The organism is Methylobacterium sp. BI1, from assembly GCF_056680125.1.
On the sequence record NZ_CM155267.1, the window covers coordinates 2,565,504 to 2,582,176 of the forward strand.

Below are 16,673 nucleotides of genomic sequence, written 5' to 3' on the forward strand. Positions count from 1 at the left end.
GAAAGACACACTTAGAGCACCTAAAAACTGAAGCCGTTCTAAACTACTCGAACAATCGATCGAAATGCTTTGTGTTGCGTAGCGCCACGAGCCGGAAACCAGATGACCGTGCCCATGATCTTGGCAGGGATGCTTTCAAGCAGTGCAGCGACTGGCTGCCACGCCGCAATGCAGCAGGGCTCGCGCCGCCCGGACCGCCTGGGTCGGGCGGCGGTCAGACGGTCGCCTCGGAGCGCCACGCGCAGCGAAGCAGGCTCGGGCGCCGCGGCACCGAGGCTCAAGCTGCGGGCTTCGACGGGGTAACGGTCCGCCCCCGCCGGGGAAGGACGTCATTGAAGCTGCGTTGGATCGGGGACGCCGTCCTGTCCCCCGTGTCGGTGACGGGCTTCGGCAGACCTCGGTCCCACGGCGCGAGGGATGCCGCTTCGTCCGGATGACGGTGCGTCTACGGTGTGATGAGGAGCGCTCCGCTGAACCGGCGTGCCTCCACGGCGGTGTGGGCCTCCACGATGTCCGCGAGGGCGTAGCGTGCGCCGATGTCGACGGTCACGTGCCCCCGGGCGATGGCGTCGAAGAGGTCGGCCGCATTGGCCCGGAAGGTGGCCGGATCGGCGTTGTGCGGAAAGACGGAGGGGCGCGTGAGGAAGAGGCAGCCCTTCTTGTTGAGCAGTTCGGGGTCCACCGCCGGAGCCTTGCCGGACGACGCGCCGTAGCAGACCACGAGCCCGAAGGGCGCGGCGCAGTCGAGGGATCGGATCAGGGTGTCCTTGCCCACCGCGTCGTAGACGACGCGGGCCTTGCGGCCGCCGCTCGCCGCCAGGAACGCCTCCGGCCAGTCCGGATCGTTCAGGTCCACGACCGCGACGCAGCCGGCGGCGCGCGCGGCCTCGCGCTTGTGCGGCGAGCCCGTGGTTCCGATCACCTCCGCGCCGAGCGCCGTCGCCCAGCGGGTGAGGATCTGCCCGACGCCGCCGGCGGCCGAATGGACGAGCAGCAGGTCCCCGGCCTGGACCGCGTACGTCCTGCGCAGGAGGTACTGGGCGGTCATGCCCTTGAACAGGAGGGTGGCCGCCGCCGCATCGGTGACGGTCTCGGGCAGGGCGACGAGCCTGTCGGCGGGCACGTTGCGAAAATCCGCATAGGCGCCCACCCCGGCATTCATGTAGGCGACCCGCTCGCCGACCCGGAGGCCCGCGACCTCCGGCCCGACCGCGTCGACGAGGCCGGCCGCCTCGAAGCCGAGGCCGGTCGGCAGGGGGAGGGGATAGACGCCCGTGCGCTGGTAGATGTCGATGAAGTTGAAGCCGATGGCGGTCTGGCGAACCCGCACCTCCCCCGGCGCGGGCGGCGCAAGCGGCTCGCGGACGAGGGTCAGGACCTGCGGAGCGCCGAACGCGGTGAGCTTGACGACACGTCTCATGACCATGCGGCTGCGAGTCCCTGGCGGCTTCTACGGGTCGGACCTCAGTAAGCCCCGGGGCCGCCCGTTGCACCCACCAAACCGGGTCCCATCGCGACGATGTTCCCGGGACGTCGCGTCCGGCGGGAGCCCGGCCGCCGGGGCGCCGCGCGACGCGAGGGTGTCCTTCGACGTTCGAGGGCGTCCTTCGACGTCAGAGACCGCTCTTCGACGTCAGGGCTTTCTTGGGCATCAGCATGTGCACGCCCTTGTTGCCGTCCACCGTCTGGGTGATCCGCAGGTTTCCGGCCAGCGAGCACAGCATGTAGGCCTGGTTGCGGGTCAGGCCCGTGCGGTCGCAGACGTGGCGCACCATCTCGCGCACGGCCTGGCGCATCGCCTCGTCCAGGCTCTCGTGCAGGCCGATCGACATCAGGTCCGTCGGCGTCTCGGCGAAGGGCCACGCGTAGCCGAGGTCCTTGCGCACGGTGAGGCGGAACGTGCCGGTGAGGCCCGTCTCCAGGGCGGTGATGCAGACCTCGCCGTCGCCCTGCACGCCGTGGCCGTCGCCCGCGTAGAAGCCGGCACCGGGATTGTAGACCGGCAGGTACAGGGTGGTGCCGACCCTGAGCTCCTTGTTGTCCATGTTCCCGCCGAACCCGCGCGGGACCGGGGTTCCGACCCGGCCCCAGGCGGCGGGGGGAGCGGTACCCATGATCCCGAAGAACGGATCGAGGGGCAGTTCCGTGCCCCAGGGCAGGACGGCGACTCCGCGGGCGACGTCGATGTCGGGGTGGATGGTCTCGTAGTCCGTGAACTCGTCCGGCAGGGTGCCGAGGAGAGGCAGGATCGCCACGAAGCCCCAGTCCATGCGGAACTTGAGATCCAGGATGTCGACCTGGAGCACGTCGCCGGGCTCGGCACCGCGCACGTGGACGGGTCCGGTGACGAAGTGGGGGCCGGGGCCCTGCGCCAGGGTGTCGAGGGCGAGGCGGTAATCCGCGGGCACGCGGGCGGGATCGGGGTGGAGCGATTCCCGTCCGCCGGCCGGGAACGAGTGCAGCGTCACGGTATCGCCGGAGGCCACCTCCAGCACCGGGGGCAGGGTGGCGTCGAAGTAGCCCAGCACCATGCTCTCGGGGGTCGCGGGGATCTCGTGATGCGTCGACATGCGGGCTCCTGGGTCGGGCGGGTCAGACGGCGATGTGCCGGGAAACGGCGTCGTGGTTCAGGTCCTGGCGCAGGCCCTGTTCCACCACGGCGCCGCGCGAGAGGACGACGAAGGCGTCGGCGAGGCGGATCGCGAAGGCGAGGTACTGCTCCACCAGCACGACGGTGACGCGGCCCTGGAGCCCGGCGATCACGGCCTCGATGGCGGCGACGATCGAGGGCTGGATGCCCTCGGTTGGTTCGTCGAGGAGCAGGATGCGCGGCCGCGTCGCCAGGGCCCGGGCCATGGCGAGCTGCTGCTGCTGGCCGCCGGAGAGATTGCCGCCCGGGCGGTGCCAGAGGTCGCGGAGCGCCGGGAACAGCGCGACGGCCTCGTCGACGGCGCCGCTCCGGTCCAGCCCGTGCGCCCGCGCGGCGACCCGGAGGTTCTCCGCGACGGTGAGGTCGCCGAAGATCTCCCGGCCCTGCGGCACGAGGGCGAGGCCGGTGCGCGCCCGCCGGTCGGGGGACCAGCGCGTGAGGTCTGCGCCGTCGAGGGCGACCGTCCCCCGCGTCAGCGGGATCAGGCCGGCGAGGCCGCGCAGCAGGGTGGTCTTGCCGGCCCCGTTGCGGCCGAGCACCGCGAGGCAGGTGCCGGGCGCGACCTGGAAGCCGACGCTCCGGAGCACCTGGGCGCTGCCGTAATGCTGGTCGAGCCCCGACACCGTCAGGCCGGCCGGAGGGGTGGGGGATGGGGTGGGGGTGGGGGATGACATCATCGGCCGAGGAACACGTCGATCACGCGGGCATCGGCACGGGCGCCCGCCATGGCGCCCTCGAACAGGGTCCGGCCCTCGTGCAGCACCGTGACCCGGTCGGCCACCGCCTCGACGAAGGCCATGTCGTGCTCGATCACCAGGATGGCCCGGTCGGGCCGGCGCAGGGCGCCGATGAGTTCGGCGGTGCGCGCGGTCTCGTCGTCGGACAGCCCCGCCACCGGCTCGTCGAGGAGGAGGACCCGGGGTTCGGAAGCCAGCACCATCCCGATCTCGAGCCATTGCTTCTCGCCGTGGGCGAGGGCGCCGGCCGGCACGCCGGCGCGCCCTTCGAGACCGGTCTCCGCCAGGGCCTGGGCGAGGCGGGCCGGCCGCGCCCGCGCCGGGCAATCGGGGCCGCAGCCGAGGGCGAGGTTTTCGCGCACCGTCAGGGCCGGGAAGACGCTGGGCTTCTGGAACTTGCGGCGCACCCCCGCCCGGGCGATCTCGGCCTCCGAGCATCGGGTCAGGTCGCGCCCGTCGCCGAGGAGGATGCGCCCGGATCGCGGGCGGGTGATCCCCGTGATCGCATCGAGCAGCGTGGTCTTGCCGGCCCCGTTCGGGCCGATCACCGCGCGGACCTCTCCCGGATCGACCGCAAGGGAGAGGCCGTCCAGGGCCTGGAAGGCGCCGAACACGACCGCGAGGCCGTCGATCACGAGGGCGCTCACGGCTGCGCTCCCGCGCGCCGGAGCCAGGTCGGCTTCGGCCGGAGCGCGGCGAGGTCGAGGAGGCCGTTGGGCAATCCGAGGACCACCACCAGGACGAGGCCGGAGAGGATGAAGGGCCAGGCCTCCGGCATCGCCGCGCTGAGCCAGAACTTGAGGGCGTTGACCGCGACCGCGCCGATCACGGCGCCGCCGAGCCGGCCCAGGCCGCCGATGGCGACCCAGACCGCGATCTCGATGGACAGGTCGGGGCTGAGCACCCGCGGATTGATGATGCCGACCTGGGGCACGTAGAGGAGGCCGGCCAGGGCCGCGATGACGGCCGAGAGGCACCAGATCCCGAGCTTCAGGCGCGTGGTGCCGTAGCCGAGGGTGCGGAGCCGCGCCTCGTCGTCCCGGCAGGCCAGCATGCGTCGCCCGAGGGGGCTCGCCACCAGGGCGCGCGCGCCGACGAGCACGACCGCGAGGCACAGGAGCGTCGCGACGGCGAGGGCGGTGACGGTTCCGGGCGCGCCCATGGGCCGGCCGAACAGCAGCGCGAACCCCGTCATGCCGTTGTTGCCGCCCAGCCCGGTATCGTTGCGGAACATCAGCAGCATGGCGACGTAGACGAGCGCCTGGCTGATGATCGAGAAGTAGACGCCGTTCACCCGCGAGCGGAACGAGGCGAGGCCGAACACGAAGGCGACGGCCGCCGCCAGCCCCAGCGCCAGGACGAAGGCGTAGGGGGCGCTGGTCAGCCCCGCCCAGTAGACCGGCAGGCTCTTCCAGCCCATGAACTGCATCAGGTCCGGTGGGGTGCCGGTGACCGCATAGGCATGGGCCAGCAGGTGCATCGCGCAGACGTAGCCGCCGATGGCGAAGAACAGTCCGTGCCCGAGGCTGAGGATGCCGAGATAGCCCCAGACGAGGTCGAGGGAGACGGCGAGGATCGCGAAGGCCGCCAGTTGCCCGACCATGTTAACGAGGTAGGGGGCCGGCTGGAGCAGCACGAGGGCCAGGGCCGCCGCCAGGACGAGGCCGACGAGGCCCGCCAGCAGCGGGTCGCCCCCCAGCGCCGGGCCGAGGCGTCGGGCCGACGGACGGCGGGAGGCCAGGTCGACGGCGCCGCTCATCGCCGGCGCCGCACGGCGAACAGGCCCTCGGGGCGGCGCTGCAGGAACAGGATGATGCCGGCGAGCACGATGACCTTGGCGGCCACGGCCCCGTAGAGGGGCTCGATGAGGACGTTGGCGCCGCCGATGCCGAGCGCCGCGACGAGGGTGCCGACCACGGTGCCGACGCCGCCGAGCACCACCACCATGAAGCTGTCGACGATGAAGGTCGCCCCCATGCCGGGATTCACGCTGTAGATCGGGCAGAGGGCCACGCCGGCGAGGCCGGCGAGCCCCGAGCCGAAGCCGAAGGCGAGCCGGTCGACCCGCCGGGTGCGGATGCCGAGGCAGGCGGCCATGTCGCGGTTCTGCGTCACCGCGCGGATGTCCAGCCCGAGCGGCGTCCGCTTCAGGATGAGGAGAGTCAGCACCAGGGTCACGGCCGCGAAGGCGATGGCGAACAGGCGGTTCCAAGTGACGACGAAGTCGGCGTAGAGGGGCACGCCGCCGCTGACGTAGGGCGGCATCGCGAATTGCAGGTTCTGCGAGCCCACCGCGACCCGGACCCCGTTGATGAGGAACAGGCTCACCGCCCAGGTGGCGAGCAGGCTCATCAGGGGCCGGCGATAGAGATGGCGCAGGATCAGGGCCTCGATCGCGATGCCGACCAGCGCGGAAGCCAGGAACGCCACCGGGATCGCGGCGAGGAGGTAGGCGTCGAGCCAGGCGGGGGCCAGGCGCCGGACGGCTTCCTGCACGCCGTAGGTCGCGTAGGCGCCGATCATGATGAACTCGCCCTGGGCGAGGTTGATGACGCCCATCAGCCCGAAGATGATCGCGAGGCCGGCCGCCGCCATGAACAGGATGCTGGCGAAGCTCAGGCCGTTGTAGAGCACCGCCAGACCGTTGCCGATCGATACCGCCCGTTCGACGCGGGCCAGTGCGGCGTCCAGGGTGTCGCGAAAGGCGGGATCGCTGCCGTAGGCGGGATCGGCCTTGAGGGCGGACAGGCGCGAGAGGGCGGTGCTGGAGGGCGACTCCGACACGGCCCGGATCGCCGCGAGGCGGCGCGCCGGGTCCGGGGACGACAGGGCGGCGGATTGGGCGACGGCCGCGAGGCCGGCCCTGAGGCCGGGATCGGTCTCGGCGGAGGCCGCGCGCAGGAGGAGCGCTTCCGGCACGGCGGCGATGCGGCGCTCAAGGGCGGCGAGGCCGGCCCGGCGCGCCGCGATACTCGGCCCGGTCAGCAGGGCCGCCGCTCCGGAGGCGGTCTCGACGAGGGCGCGCTGGCGCAGGCCGAGCACCGGCGCCCGCCCATCCGTGGCAGGACGCGCCGTCCCGGTGGCCGCATCGCGCCCCTCGGCGGCACCGGCACGGTCGAGGAGGAGGGCGGACGCGCCGAGGCAGGACAGGCGCCGGTCGAGGAGGGCCCGCAGCGCCGTGCCGGCCCAGGCGACGTCCCCGGCCTCCGCCTCCGCGGCGGAACGCAGGAACCCCTCGACCGCCCCGGCCTGCGCCGCGCCGTCTCCGCAGAGGGCGGTGGTAAAGGCGCCCCGATCGAGGGCTTCTCCGGCCGCCCGGGCCGGCGACAGCGCCAGGCTCGCGGCCCAGAGCAGGAGGGCGACGAGTCCGAACCGTCCCGGGCCCTCAACCATACGGGCTGAACGGCACGGGCTTGGGCGCATCGGGCGATTGCCACAGGATGTCGAAGCCCTGCTTCTCGTTGACCGAGCCGATGAACACGCCCCGGGCGACGTAGTTGTTCTCGCTGCCCATGGTCAGGGTGTAGCCGGACGGGTCGGCGAAGCTGAGGCCGGGAAAGGCCTTGCGCACCTCCGGCACGTCGAAGCTGCCGGCCTTGGCGGCGGCGAGCGCCCAGAGCTGGACGCTGTCATAGGCCGAGACCATGGGGTCGATGACCGTGTCGGCGCTGAAGGGGACGCCCTTGGCCTTCACGTAGGCCGCCCACTCGGACAGGAACTTCGTGTTCGCCTCGGCCTTGGCGGCCTGGAGATAGGCCCAGCAGTTGAGGTGGCCGACGAGGGGGGCGGTGTCGAGGCCCTCCAGGTCCGCCTCCACCATGTCGAGGCCGAGGATCGGCACGTCGGTGGCGCGGATGCCCTGATTGGCGAATTCTCGCAGGAAATCGGGAATCGAGGAGCCGACGACGGTGAGCACCACGATGGGCTGGCCGCCGGGCTGCGCGGCGAAGCTGCGGACCTGGTTCACCAGGGTCTGGAAGTTGGAGAAGCCCAGCGGCACGTATTCCTCGCGCCACGCGGTCTCGGGCACGCCCTTGGACGTCCAGTAGGCCTTGAGCTGCTTGTTGATGGTCCGGGGCCAGACGTAGTCCGAGCCGATCATGAAGAACCGCTTGGCGCCGACCCCCTCGGCCCCCATGAGGTAATCGACCGCCGGCAGCACCGAGCTGGCCGGGGGCGAATTCACGTAGACGATGTTCTTCGAATTCTCGTCGCCCTCGAAGTGGAGCGGATAGAACAGCAGCCCGTCGTTCTGCTCGACCACCGGCAGCACGGACTTGCGCGAGACGGAGGTCCAGCAGCCGAACAGGGCGGCGACCTTCTCCTGTTGTAACATCTGCCGGCCGATCTGCGCATAGAGCGGCCAGTCGGAGGCGGGGTCCGAGGTCACCACCTCGATGCGGCGCCCGTTGACGCCGCCCTTGGCGTTGATGCCGTCGGCCGCCATCCGCACCACGTGGTTCAGGCGGCCCTCGATGTTGGCCATGGTGCCCGAGGACGAGAACAGGCAGCCGAGCTTGACCGTGTCGGCGGCCCAGGCCGGGCGGATGAGGGCGGGCGCGGACAGGGTCGCCGCCGTGCCCAGGAAGCTGCGTCTCGTGAATCCGACCATCGCTCTCGCCTCGTTCCGTGACCGGCGGATTGTCCGAGTTGAGCGCCTGGGGAGGAAGGCCAAATAGGCTGCAGCGCGGTTGCGGCTTGCGTAAAACCACGGCGTTCCGCCCACGCCGCGTGCGCCGCTGCAGGTCAAACGTCAAAATTCGCACGCCGCACCGGGCGGCACGTCTGTCCGCGCCCATTGGCCGACGGTGCGTTTCTTGCTGGATCGGGTCTTCTTAAACCGGTTCGATTGGCTGAGGCGCATGCGTCGATCCCGACACACCGATCAAGAGATCGCCTTCCTGCTGCAGGAGGCCGCGAACGGGACCGCCATCGCGGCCATCTGCACGGCCGCCCACGTCTCCGTCGGCACGTTCTACCGCTGGCGCCGACGCTTCGGCGGCCTGTCGCCGGCCGGCGTCACGCGCCTCGGGGACGTGGAGCGCGAGAACGCCCGCCTGCGCAGCGAGGTCCTGGCGCTGCGGCAGGCGCTCCTCGCAACGGCATCGGCCGGGCGGGACCATGCCCCTCCGCCACGCGGCACCCCGATGCCCGGACCGTCGGTTCCGCCGACCGGCTTCAGGGGCGGCCATGCCTCGGTCGGCCGCTATGCCGGCCTCAGGACCGCGACCTGACCCCCGAACGCCGGGACGGGACCGGCACGACCGGCCTCCGTCGATGGGGACCGGATCGGTGCGCAGGTCCCGAAAGTGCCATCCCGGTGAGACGGCCCCGCCCGGCAGGGTGAACCAGGCCAGGTGCCGGGGACACAACCGGCGTCCTTCGGGGCAATGGGCGATGCCCTGGGCCGGCACCTTGCGCGGATCGGCGCCGGTGATGCCCAGGCCCGCGGAGTGGATGTGGCCCGCGCGGATTCACGGAGCGCTTCGACGGCCGGCACGCTTGCGTGGACGCGACGCGCCGGACCGGGGCAGGCGGGATCGTCGTCGAGAGGGCCGCGGTGCCGGCCGATCGTCACGAACGCGGTGGACTTCGGCTCGGATCGCGATCAGTCGGTGTCCTGCCGGACCCGCCTGCGGCCCAGGGCCTGCTGGAGCGCCACCGTGTCGACGAGGCGTTGGCTCTGGGCGGCGAGGCGGGTCAGCGTCGCCGAGGCGTAGCGGACCTGGCTCACCAGGAGGCCGGAATAGGCGAGGGACCCGGCCTTGTACTGCACCTGGGACGCCGCGAGCGCCTCCTGGGCGAGGGTTTCCGCCTGCAGGGCGCCGGTCAGGATCCTGGCATCCGCCTCGAGCGCCGTCAGCACATCGGCGGTGTTCTGGAACGCGTCCAAGACCGTCATGCGATAGGTGGCCAGGGCGATCGCGTAGCCCTCCGAAGCGGCGGCCTGCCGGGCCGCCAGGGCTTCCCCGTCGAAGAGCGGCTGCGTCAGCCCGAGCCCGGCGCCCCAGGCGCTCGATGCCGCCAGGCCGGCGAGGGCTGCGGCGCTCGCGCCCAGGTTGGCGCTCAGGGTGACGTTGGGCAGCCGGTTCGCGGTGGCCACGCCGATTCCGGCCGAGGCGGCGTTCAACTGGGCTTCGGCGGCGCGGATGTCCGGTCGCTGCTCCAGCAGGCGCGACGGCAGGCTGATCGGGAGGCGCCGGGGCAGCGTCAGTTCGTGAAGGCGGAAGCTCGGGTGCTCGTACGCGCTGGGCAGTCGCCCCAGGAGCACGGCGAGCCGGTGCCGCGTCTGAGTCCGCGCGGCCCGGCTGGCGATGATCGTCACCTCCTGGGAGCGGATCAGACTCTCCTGGCTCAGGACGCTGGCGATGGGCTCGGCGCCCGCGTCGTAACGGACCTTCACGAGGGCGAGCTGGTCGCGATACTGGCGCAGGATCACCTCGGAGAGGGCGATCTCCTCCGTCAGGGTCGCTTCCTGGATCGCCCCGGTGACGATGTTGCCCGTGAGCGCGAGCGTCGCGGCGCGCAGCTGCTCGGCCGCCACCGCCTCCAGGGCCGCCTGGGCTTCAACGGCGCGCCGAATCCCGCCGAACAGGTCGGGTGAGTAGCTTGCCGCGACGCTGGCACCGTAGAGCCCATACGAGACGGGGCCGCCCTGGCCGAGGCCGCCACCGCCGCTGCGCGTGGTACCGCCGGAGAGGTTCGGCAGCATGCCCGCCCGCACGGACTGGGCCAGGTCCTGGGCCTGGCGGAGGGCGGCCTCGGCCTGCGCGACGGTGGGATTCGCCGAGAGCCCCTCCCGCACCAGGGCGTCGAGGCGTCGGGAGCGGAACAGGAGCCACCACGCGTCCGGCAGGTCGGCGCCCGCGATCAGATCCTGTGTTCCCCCGGCCCCGGGGGCGACGAGATGCGTCGGATCGGTCCGCTCGCCGTACCGGGAAACGTCCGGTGGCGCCGGCGGCACGAAATCGGGCCCCACCACGCAGCCGCCCGACAGCAGCAGGGAGATCGTCACCAGGGCGATCATCACCGGGGGAATTTTCGGGCCGACCGCCGGTGGTCTCATCGCGTCAGCGCCTCGACCGGGTCGACCTCGGCAGCCCGCCGCGCCGGCACGACGCCCGCCCCCAGCCCGGCGAGGCTGGCACTGAGGAACGCGGCCACCGCCGAGCGCCAGCCGAAGGCCAGGGGAAACGGCAGCTGGAAGGCGTGCGCCACCTCTCCGAGCGCGAGGGCGAGGCCGGTACCGAGGGCCCCGCCGACGACGCACAGGGTGGAAGCCTCGATGAAGAACTGCAGCATCACGTCCGAACGCCGCGCGCCCAGCGCCATCAGCAGGCCGATCTCACGGGTTCGCTCGGTCACGGCCACGAGCATCATGTTCATCACGCCGACGGTGGCGATGACCAGGGCGATGCCGGCGATGGAGACGGTCACCAGCGCAAGAACGGCCTTGGTCCTCATCATGGCCTCCCGCTGGACCTCCGAGTCGAACAGAAAGAAATCTCGGACGCCGTGCCATGCCTGCAGCGACCGGGCGATGGCAGCCAGTGCCACGTCGCGGTCCACGGTCTCGGCGATCCGGAGCGTCAGTTGCCTGAAGTCCGACTGGCCCGAGATGCGATAGCTGAAGCTCCTGCTGGGAATCGCGACGAACGGCCGCTGCCCGAAGCGGGAGGACCCATCGATCTGCGCGACGCCGACGATGCGCGCCGGAACCGTCCCGACCAGGATGATGGCGCCGAGCGGATCCTGTGCCGGGGCGAACAGCGATGCACGCGTCGGCGCATCGATGATGATCTCGACGCCCGAACCTCGCGCGCTCTCCTCGGTGAAGTTTCGCCCGAGGCGGATCGGAATATCGTGAATCGGAAAGAAGGCCGGCTCGACACCATACACCGCCCCGGACATGACCCTGTTCTGGTAGCGGAGAACGACCGGCTTCTCCTCACTCGGCGTCGCCCCCGCCAGGAACGAGACGTTCGAAAGCCGATCGAGGTCCGCCCGAGACAGGGATCCCCTCGAGCCTCCCTGGCCGGATTGGTAGTAGGCTCGAGAGAGGACCTCGGTCCTGTTGTTCCCGAGGCCTTTCATCCGCTCCAGTACCTCCTGCTCCGAGCCCTGGCCGATCGCCACGGCGAGGATCACCGCGGCGATCCCGATCACGATGCCCAGCATGGTGAGGAGGTTGCGCAGCCGGTGCGCGAAGAGGGTGCCGACGGCGCTCTTGACCGCCTCCGCGATCTGGCTGGCCCAGCGGCGCGATCCGTCCGGGATCGGCCGGATGGGCGGGCGGGTCCCCCGACGCATCCGCTGCGTGCGATCCGTGCGGATGCGCCCGTCCGCGATCTCGATGACCCGATCGGCCGTCGCGGCGACCTGGGGATCATGCGTCACGATCACCACCGTGTGGCCCTCGTCGCACAAGGCGCGAAACAGGGTGAGAAGCTCGGCGCTCGTGCGGCTGTCGAGCGATCCGGTCGGCTCGTCCGCCAGGATGATCCGCCCGCCGTTCATCAGCGCGCGGGCGATGCCGACGCGCTGCTGCTGTCCGCCGGAGAGCTGGGTCGGACGATGATCGAGACGCTCTCCGAGGCCGAGCCGGACGAGCAGGGCGGTGGCCCGCTGCTTGCGCGAAGCGGCGGCTTCGCCGGCGTAGATGGCCGGAAGGGCGACGTTGGCCCAAGCCGGAAGACGCGGCAGCAGATTGTGGCTCTGGAAGACGAAGCCGAAGGTGTGCCGGCGCAGGGCCGCCAACGCGTCGGGCTCCACGCCCACGGTGTCGCGGCCGTCGATGCAGTAGCGGCCCTGACTCGGCCGATCGAGGCAGCCGAGGAGGTTCAGCAACGTCGACTTGCCGGAGCCGGACTGCCCGATGATGGCCACGAATTCCCCGGCCCGGATCCGCAGGTCGATTCCGTCGAGCGCCGCCACGATCTGGTCGCCCATCCGGTAAGTCCGATGCACCTTCTCCAGGAGAAGCAGGACCGGCGCCTCGGCTTCGGGGGCCATGTCCCCGTCGTGCGGAGTCTGCGGCGTTCGCGGAGTCTCGAGGCCTCCCATCACGGGTGCTTCTGCGATTTGGCGAACGTGGCGCCGTCCCGGGGGTCGGCGATGATCACCGCCTCCCCGGGAACCACACCGTCGAGAACCTGGATCTGGGCCCCGTCGGCCAGGCCCGTCCGAACGCTGCGCTCCTCCGTCCGTCCATCCTGACCCAGGATGCGCACGCGCCCCTGGTCGGCACCGGTCCGCTGCAAGCCGGCGGTCGGAACGAGGACCGCATCCTTGGCCTCCGCCAGGACGAAGCTCACGAGCGCGGTCATCAGCGGCTTGAGCGCCCCATCCCCGTTCGCGATCTCGAACCTTGCGTTGAAGTACACCGCCGGATTCTCGATGCCGGACGCGTTGCCGCCGGCCTGCGTGGATGCGTTCGCCTCGATCGCGATCTGATCGGGCGCCGGATCGATCGTCTTCAGGGTCGTTTCGTAGCGCCGGTCGGGCTGCGCCAGGGTACTGAGGAGGACCGGCATACCCGGCTTGAGGCGTCCGATATCGGCCTCCGAGACCTTGGCCTTGACCGACATGGTGCCGAGATCGGCGAGGCGGATGATCGTCGGCGCGATCTGGGATGAGATCACTGTCTGTCCCAGCTTCGTGACGATCGCCACGACGGTGCCCTCGATCGGCGCGGTGATCTGCGTGTAGGCCAGTTCGGTGCGTGCGTTCCGGACGTTGACCGTCGCCCCCTCGATCTGCGCGTCGAGGGCGGCGATGTCGGCCTGGGCGATCCCGTAGGCCGCTTCGGCTGCCTCGTACTCCTGACGGGTTCCGGCCTTCCCGGCCACGATGTCGCCCTGGCGGCGAAAGGCGGACTCGGTCTGCCGGAGTACGACCTTGGCGCGCTCGCGCTGTGCCTGCAGGGCGTTCAGGGCCGCCTGATTGCGCTGCACGGTATTCAACTGGGGGATGGAATCGATCTCGGCGATGGGCTGCCCCTCCGTCACCTGCTGCCCGAGCTCGACATGAAGGCCCACGACACGTCCGGACACCTGGGCACCGACGCTGACCAGCCGGATCGGCTCGATCGTGCCGCTGGCCGCGATGAGGGTGGTGATGTTGCCGCGAATGGCCGGCGCGGTGACGAAGCCTTCCTGTTCCGTGCCACGGGACCGGAAGGCCACATAGATCCCCGCCAGGATCAGAAGCGCGGCAGCACAGGAAACGAGTGCCGTCAGCCTGTTCCGCATGTTGCTGCCCTGTCGCCCGGTGCACGGATGTTGGCGTCGTGTGTTGCGCAGCTTTTCCGGCACACGACGGGACGATACATCGATGAATCATCGAATATATCACCAATATAAACTGAATATAACAAACATACAAATATGCACACGAACATTAAGCTCGAAAACAATTCATAATAGACAAGTTGCGCCGAAAATTCTTGCTGCGCGCACGCCCCGCCACGGCGATCCAGTCGGCGGAAGCCAGGCCTCACATCCCCTGTGAAACGAGCGCGAAAAAGCGCTACCGCCCGCAGCCTCCGCACCGGCGCCTTGACGCGCTCCGGCGAAGTTCGCCACACCAGCCCGACACGGAGCGCTCTGGATGACCCCCTCGCCCTACCACCCGCCCTGCGGCGGCCTGCCGCCCCAGACCGCGCTGATGACCGGCCGGGCCGTGTTCACCGAGGCCTACGCCGTCATCCCCCGGGGCGTGATGAGCGACATCGTCACCTCCGCGCTGCCCTTCTGGGACCACGCCCAGGTCTGGATGCTCGCCCGACCCCTCTCGGGCTTCGCCGAGACCTTCGCCCAGTACCTCGTCACCCTCGCCCCCGGCGGCGGCAGCGAGCGGCCCGAGCCCGACCCCGAGGCCCAGGCCGTGCTCTTCCTCGTCGCGGGCCAGGCCCGCCTCGTCTGCGACGGACAGGCCCACGCCCTCACCCCCGGCGCCTACGCCTACCTGCCCCCCGGCACCACCTGGAGCCTGCGCAACGACGGACCCGGTCCAGCCCGCTTCCACTGGATCCGCAAGGCCTACACCCGCGTGCCCGGCCTCGAGGTGCCCCCCGCCTTCGTCACCCACGAGACCGCCGCCACCCCCGTGCCCATGCCCGGCACCGACGGCGCCTGGACCACCACCCGCTTCGTCCCCCCCGACGACCTGCGCCACGACCTGCACGTCAACATCGTCGCCCTGCGCCCGGGCGCCTCCATCCCCTTCGAGGAAACCCACGTCATGGAGCACGGCCTCTTCGTCCTCGAGGGCAAGGCCGTCTACCGCCTCAACCGCGACTGGGTCGAGGTCGAGGCCGGCGACTTCCTCTGGCTGCGCGCCTACTGCCCCCAGGCCTGCTACGCCGGCGGACCCGGACCCTTCCGCTACCTCCTCTACAAGGACGTCAACCGACACCCCGCGCTCGCACCCGGCCGGGGCAGCCAATGAGCGCCCGCGCGATCGTCGCCGCGCCGCTGACGGCGGAGGCCTTCGCCCCGTTCGGGACCGTGATCGACAGGGATTCCGTCGCGCCGCGCCCCATGAACGCCGGCAAGGCCCGGCGCTTCCACGACCTCGCGCAGGTGCGGGTGGCGGGCGCCGACGGGCACGTGGTGATCGGCTACGTGGAGGCCGAGCCTTACGACCTGCCCCTCGCCGTGAGCCTCGTGGAGCGCCATCCGCTCGGGGCACAGGCCTTCCTGCCCCTCAACGATGCGCCGTTCCTCGTGGTGGTCTGCCCCGACGAGGGCGGCCGCCCCGGTCGGCCGCACGCCTTCGTCACGGCGCCGGGGCAGGGGGTCTGCTACGCGATGGGGACATGGCACGGCGTGCTGACCCCCTTCGGCGCGCCCCAGGACTTTCTCGTGGTCGACCGCGGCGGGCTCGGCACGAACCTGGAGGAACACGTGTTCGACCAGCCCTGGACGATCCAGGCGCCCTGAGCGGTTTCGCACGGGAAATGCGGCCTGGCATGACCGCGCCCGTCAGCGCGGCGCCGGGACGGGGGCGGTGCCGGCGCCGAGCCTGGGCGACAGGACGATCATGAGGGGGACGACGGCCAGCGCCGTCGCGGCGGCGGCCAGCATCGCGAGGCGCGGCCCCGCCGCATCGCCCAGCGGTCCGTAGAGCAGGGGAGCCGCCAGGGCGCTGCCGCCCAGGGTCCAGGTGTAGAAGACTGCGAAGGCCTTCTCGACCTGCCCCCCCGGCGCCAGCTCCGGCACCGTGCCGTAGAGCACGGAGGAGGTCCCGTTCAGCATGATGCCGAGGACCGGCAGGAGTGCCAGGACCGGCCGAAGCGGGAGCACGGTCACGGCCAGGATCGCCAGCGCCGTGCCGGTCTCGGTCAGGATGACGGTCCGGATCACGCCGAAGCGCTCGCCGAACCGCCCGCAGACGGCCTTGCCGAGGGCGCCCCCGATGAACACCGCCGAGAGGGCGAAGCCCACCGTGGTCAGGCCGGCGCCCTTCTCCTGGAGCAGGAAGGGCAGGTAGAGCAGGAAGGCCGGGCGGGCGGCGTTGTCGAGGGTGCCGATGGCCACGAGCAGCCGGAAGCCGGCGCCTCCGGTCGCGTCCCGCGCAGCGGACGACCGCGCTCTGGCCGGCGCCGCGTCCCGTGACGCGGAGTCACGCGGGAGCAGGCGCAGGAGGCCGAGCGCCACGGCGACGCCCAGGGCGGCGATCAGCCAGAGCGCCGAGCGCCAGTCCATCAGCGACAGCAGCAGGCCGAGCAGGGGCGGCACGCTGGCCTTCCCGAGGTCGCCCGTGAAGTTGTAGGTGCCCAGCGGCCCGCGGGCCGAGCGGCCGTAGGCGCGGGCGATCACCGCGGAGGCCAGGGGATGCTGGGTGCTGCTGCCGATGCCCCCGAGGGTGAGGGCGAGGCAGAGGCCGGCCAGGCTCCCCGAAAGGCCGGCCAGCGCATAGCCGCCGGCGCTCAGCAGGGTCCCGAGCACGAGCACCCGCCGCGCGCCGAACCGGGCCGCGAGCCGCGCCGACGGCATCTGCAGGGCGGCGAGGGCACCGTTGTACAGGGTGCGGAGCAGGGCGAGGGCGGCGTAGCCGAGGGCGAATTCCGCCTGCCAGACCGGCAGGAGCACGTAGATCAGGTCGGTGTAGCCGTCGTGCAGGGCGTGGTTGAGGCCGACGGCCGCCAGGGTCCGCTGCGCCCCCGGGCGGGGCATCGCGTCGACGGCGGGGGTTCGACCCGAAGCGCTCAGGTCCTGTGCGAAAGACATGCGGCCATGATCCTGGTTTGCCGACACAGGATCGCCCGCTCGTCCGCGGCTGAC

The 16,673-nt window shown here is 71.4% G+C and carries 14 protein-coding genes; 3 read left to right on the plus strand and 11 right to left on the minus strand.

Annotated elements, in window-relative coordinates:
- Nucleotides 1-445: 445 nt before the first annotated feature.
- The 7 genes from AC1MGR_RS12050 to AC1MGR_RS12080 form a co-directional block, all read right to left on the minus strand.
- Nucleotides 446-1,426, minus strand: coding sequence for a quinone oxidoreductase family protein (locus tag AC1MGR_RS12050; RefSeq protein WP_480234704.1), 981 nt, complete (start codon nt 1,424-1,426; stop codon nt 446-448).
- Nucleotides 1,427-1,613: 187 nt separating this feature from the next.
- Nucleotides 1,614-2,570, minus strand: a complete 957-nt coding sequence (locus AC1MGR_RS12055; protein ID WP_480234705.1) for an acetamidase/formamidase family protein — start codon at nt 2,568-2,570, stop codon at nt 1,614-1,616.
- A 22-nt stretch (nt 2,571-2,592) separates the two neighbouring features.
- Nucleotides 2,593-3,327, minus strand: a complete 735-nt coding sequence (gene urtE, locus AC1MGR_RS12060; RefSeq protein ID WP_480234706.1) for an urea ABC transporter ATP-binding subunit UrtE — start codon at nt 3,325-3,327, stop codon at nt 2,593-2,595.
- The gene (locus tag AC1MGR_RS12065) at nt 3,324-4,034 is read right to left on the minus strand and encodes an ATP-binding cassette domain-containing protein (RefSeq protein WP_480234707.1); all 711 of its coding nucleotides are present in this window, start codon (nt 4,032-4,034) and stop codon (nt 3,324-3,326) included. The genes urtE and AC1MGR_RS12065 overlap by 4 nt, the downstream gene beginning before the upstream one ends.
- Entirely contained in the window at nt 4,031-5,146 is a 1,116-nt protein-coding gene (gene urtC / locus AC1MGR_RS12070; protein WP_480234708.1) for an urea ABC transporter permease subunit UrtC, read from the minus strand. The genes AC1MGR_RS12065 and urtC overlap by 4 nt, the downstream gene beginning before the upstream one ends.
- The gene (urtB, locus tag AC1MGR_RS12075) at nt 5,143-6,780 is read right to left on the minus strand and encodes an urea ABC transporter permease subunit UrtB (RefSeq protein WP_480234709.1); all 1,638 of its coding nucleotides are present in this window, start codon (nt 6,778-6,780) and stop codon (nt 5,143-5,145) included. Before urtB ends, urtC begins: the two co-directional genes overlap by 4 nt.
- Nucleotides 6,773-7,999: a transporter substrate-binding protein gene (locus tag AC1MGR_RS12080; RefSeq protein ID WP_108037165.1), complete on the minus strand. Its 1,227-nt coding sequence runs from the start codon at nt 7,997-7,999 to the stop codon at nt 6,773-6,775. Before AC1MGR_RS12080 ends, urtB begins: the two co-directional genes overlap by 8 nt.
- Nucleotides 8,000-8,249: 250 nt before the next feature.
- Here AC1MGR_RS12080 and AC1MGR_RS12085 point away from each other — a divergent pair, with 250 nt between their 5' ends.
- Nucleotides 8,250-8,621 carry a transposase gene (locus tag AC1MGR_RS12085; RefSeq protein ID WP_108037163.1) on the plus strand — a complete coding sequence of 124 codons (372 nt, stop codon included), beginning with the start codon at nt 8,250-8,252 and terminating at the stop codon, nt 8,619-8,621.
- Nucleotides 8,622-8,995: 374 nt separating this feature from the next.
- Here AC1MGR_RS12085 and AC1MGR_RS12090 read toward each other — a convergent pair whose 3' ends face one another.
- From AC1MGR_RS12090 to AC1MGR_RS12100, 3 genes are read right to left on the minus strand one after another with little or no spacing between them, the layout of a single operon-like run.
- The gene (locus tag AC1MGR_RS12090; protein ID WP_480234710.1) at nt 8,996-10,453 is read right to left on the minus strand and encodes an efflux transporter outer membrane subunit; all 1,458 of its coding nucleotides are present in this window, start codon (nt 10,451-10,453) and stop codon (nt 8,996-8,998) included.
- Nucleotides 10,450-12,399, minus strand: coding sequence for an ABC transporter permease (locus tag AC1MGR_RS12095; protein ID WP_480234711.1), 1,950 nt, complete (start codon nt 12,397-12,399; stop codon nt 10,450-10,452). The genes AC1MGR_RS12090 and AC1MGR_RS12095 overlap by 4 nt, the downstream gene beginning before the upstream one ends.
- Nucleotides 12,400-12,449: 50 nt before the next feature.
- Nucleotides 12,450-13,637 carry an efflux RND transporter periplasmic adaptor subunit gene (locus AC1MGR_RS12100; RefSeq protein WP_480234712.1) on the minus strand — a complete coding sequence of 396 codons (1,188 nt, stop codon included), beginning with the start codon at nt 13,635-13,637 and terminating at the stop codon, nt 12,450-12,452.
- 358 nt (nt 13,638-13,995) lie between these two features.
- Here AC1MGR_RS12100 and AC1MGR_RS12105 point away from each other — a divergent pair, with 358 nt between their 5' ends.
- Both AC1MGR_RS12105 and AC1MGR_RS12110 read left to right on the plus strand, forming a co-directional pair.
- On the plus strand, nt 13,996-14,835 hold the full coding sequence (locus AC1MGR_RS12105; RefSeq protein WP_480234713.1) for a bifunctional allantoicase/(S)-ureidoglycine aminohydrolase: 840 nt from the start codon (nt 13,996-13,998) through the stop codon (nt 14,833-14,835).
- Nucleotides 14,832-15,329 carry an ureidoglycolate lyase gene (locus tag AC1MGR_RS12110; protein ID WP_480234714.1) on the plus strand — a complete coding sequence of 166 codons (498 nt, stop codon included), beginning with the start codon at nt 14,832-14,834 and terminating at the stop codon, nt 15,327-15,329. Before AC1MGR_RS12105 ends, AC1MGR_RS12110 begins: the two co-directional genes overlap by 4 nt.
- A 42-nt stretch (nt 15,330-15,371) precedes the next feature.
- On the opposite strand, the gene AC1MGR_RS12115 is transcribed toward AC1MGR_RS12110, so the two are convergent.
- The gene (locus tag AC1MGR_RS12115) at nt 15,372-16,619 is read right to left on the minus strand and encodes an MFS transporter (RefSeq protein WP_480234715.1); all 1,248 of its coding nucleotides are present in this window, start codon (nt 16,617-16,619) and stop codon (nt 15,372-15,374) included.
- Between the last annotated feature and the right edge of the window lie 54 nt (nt 16,620-16,673).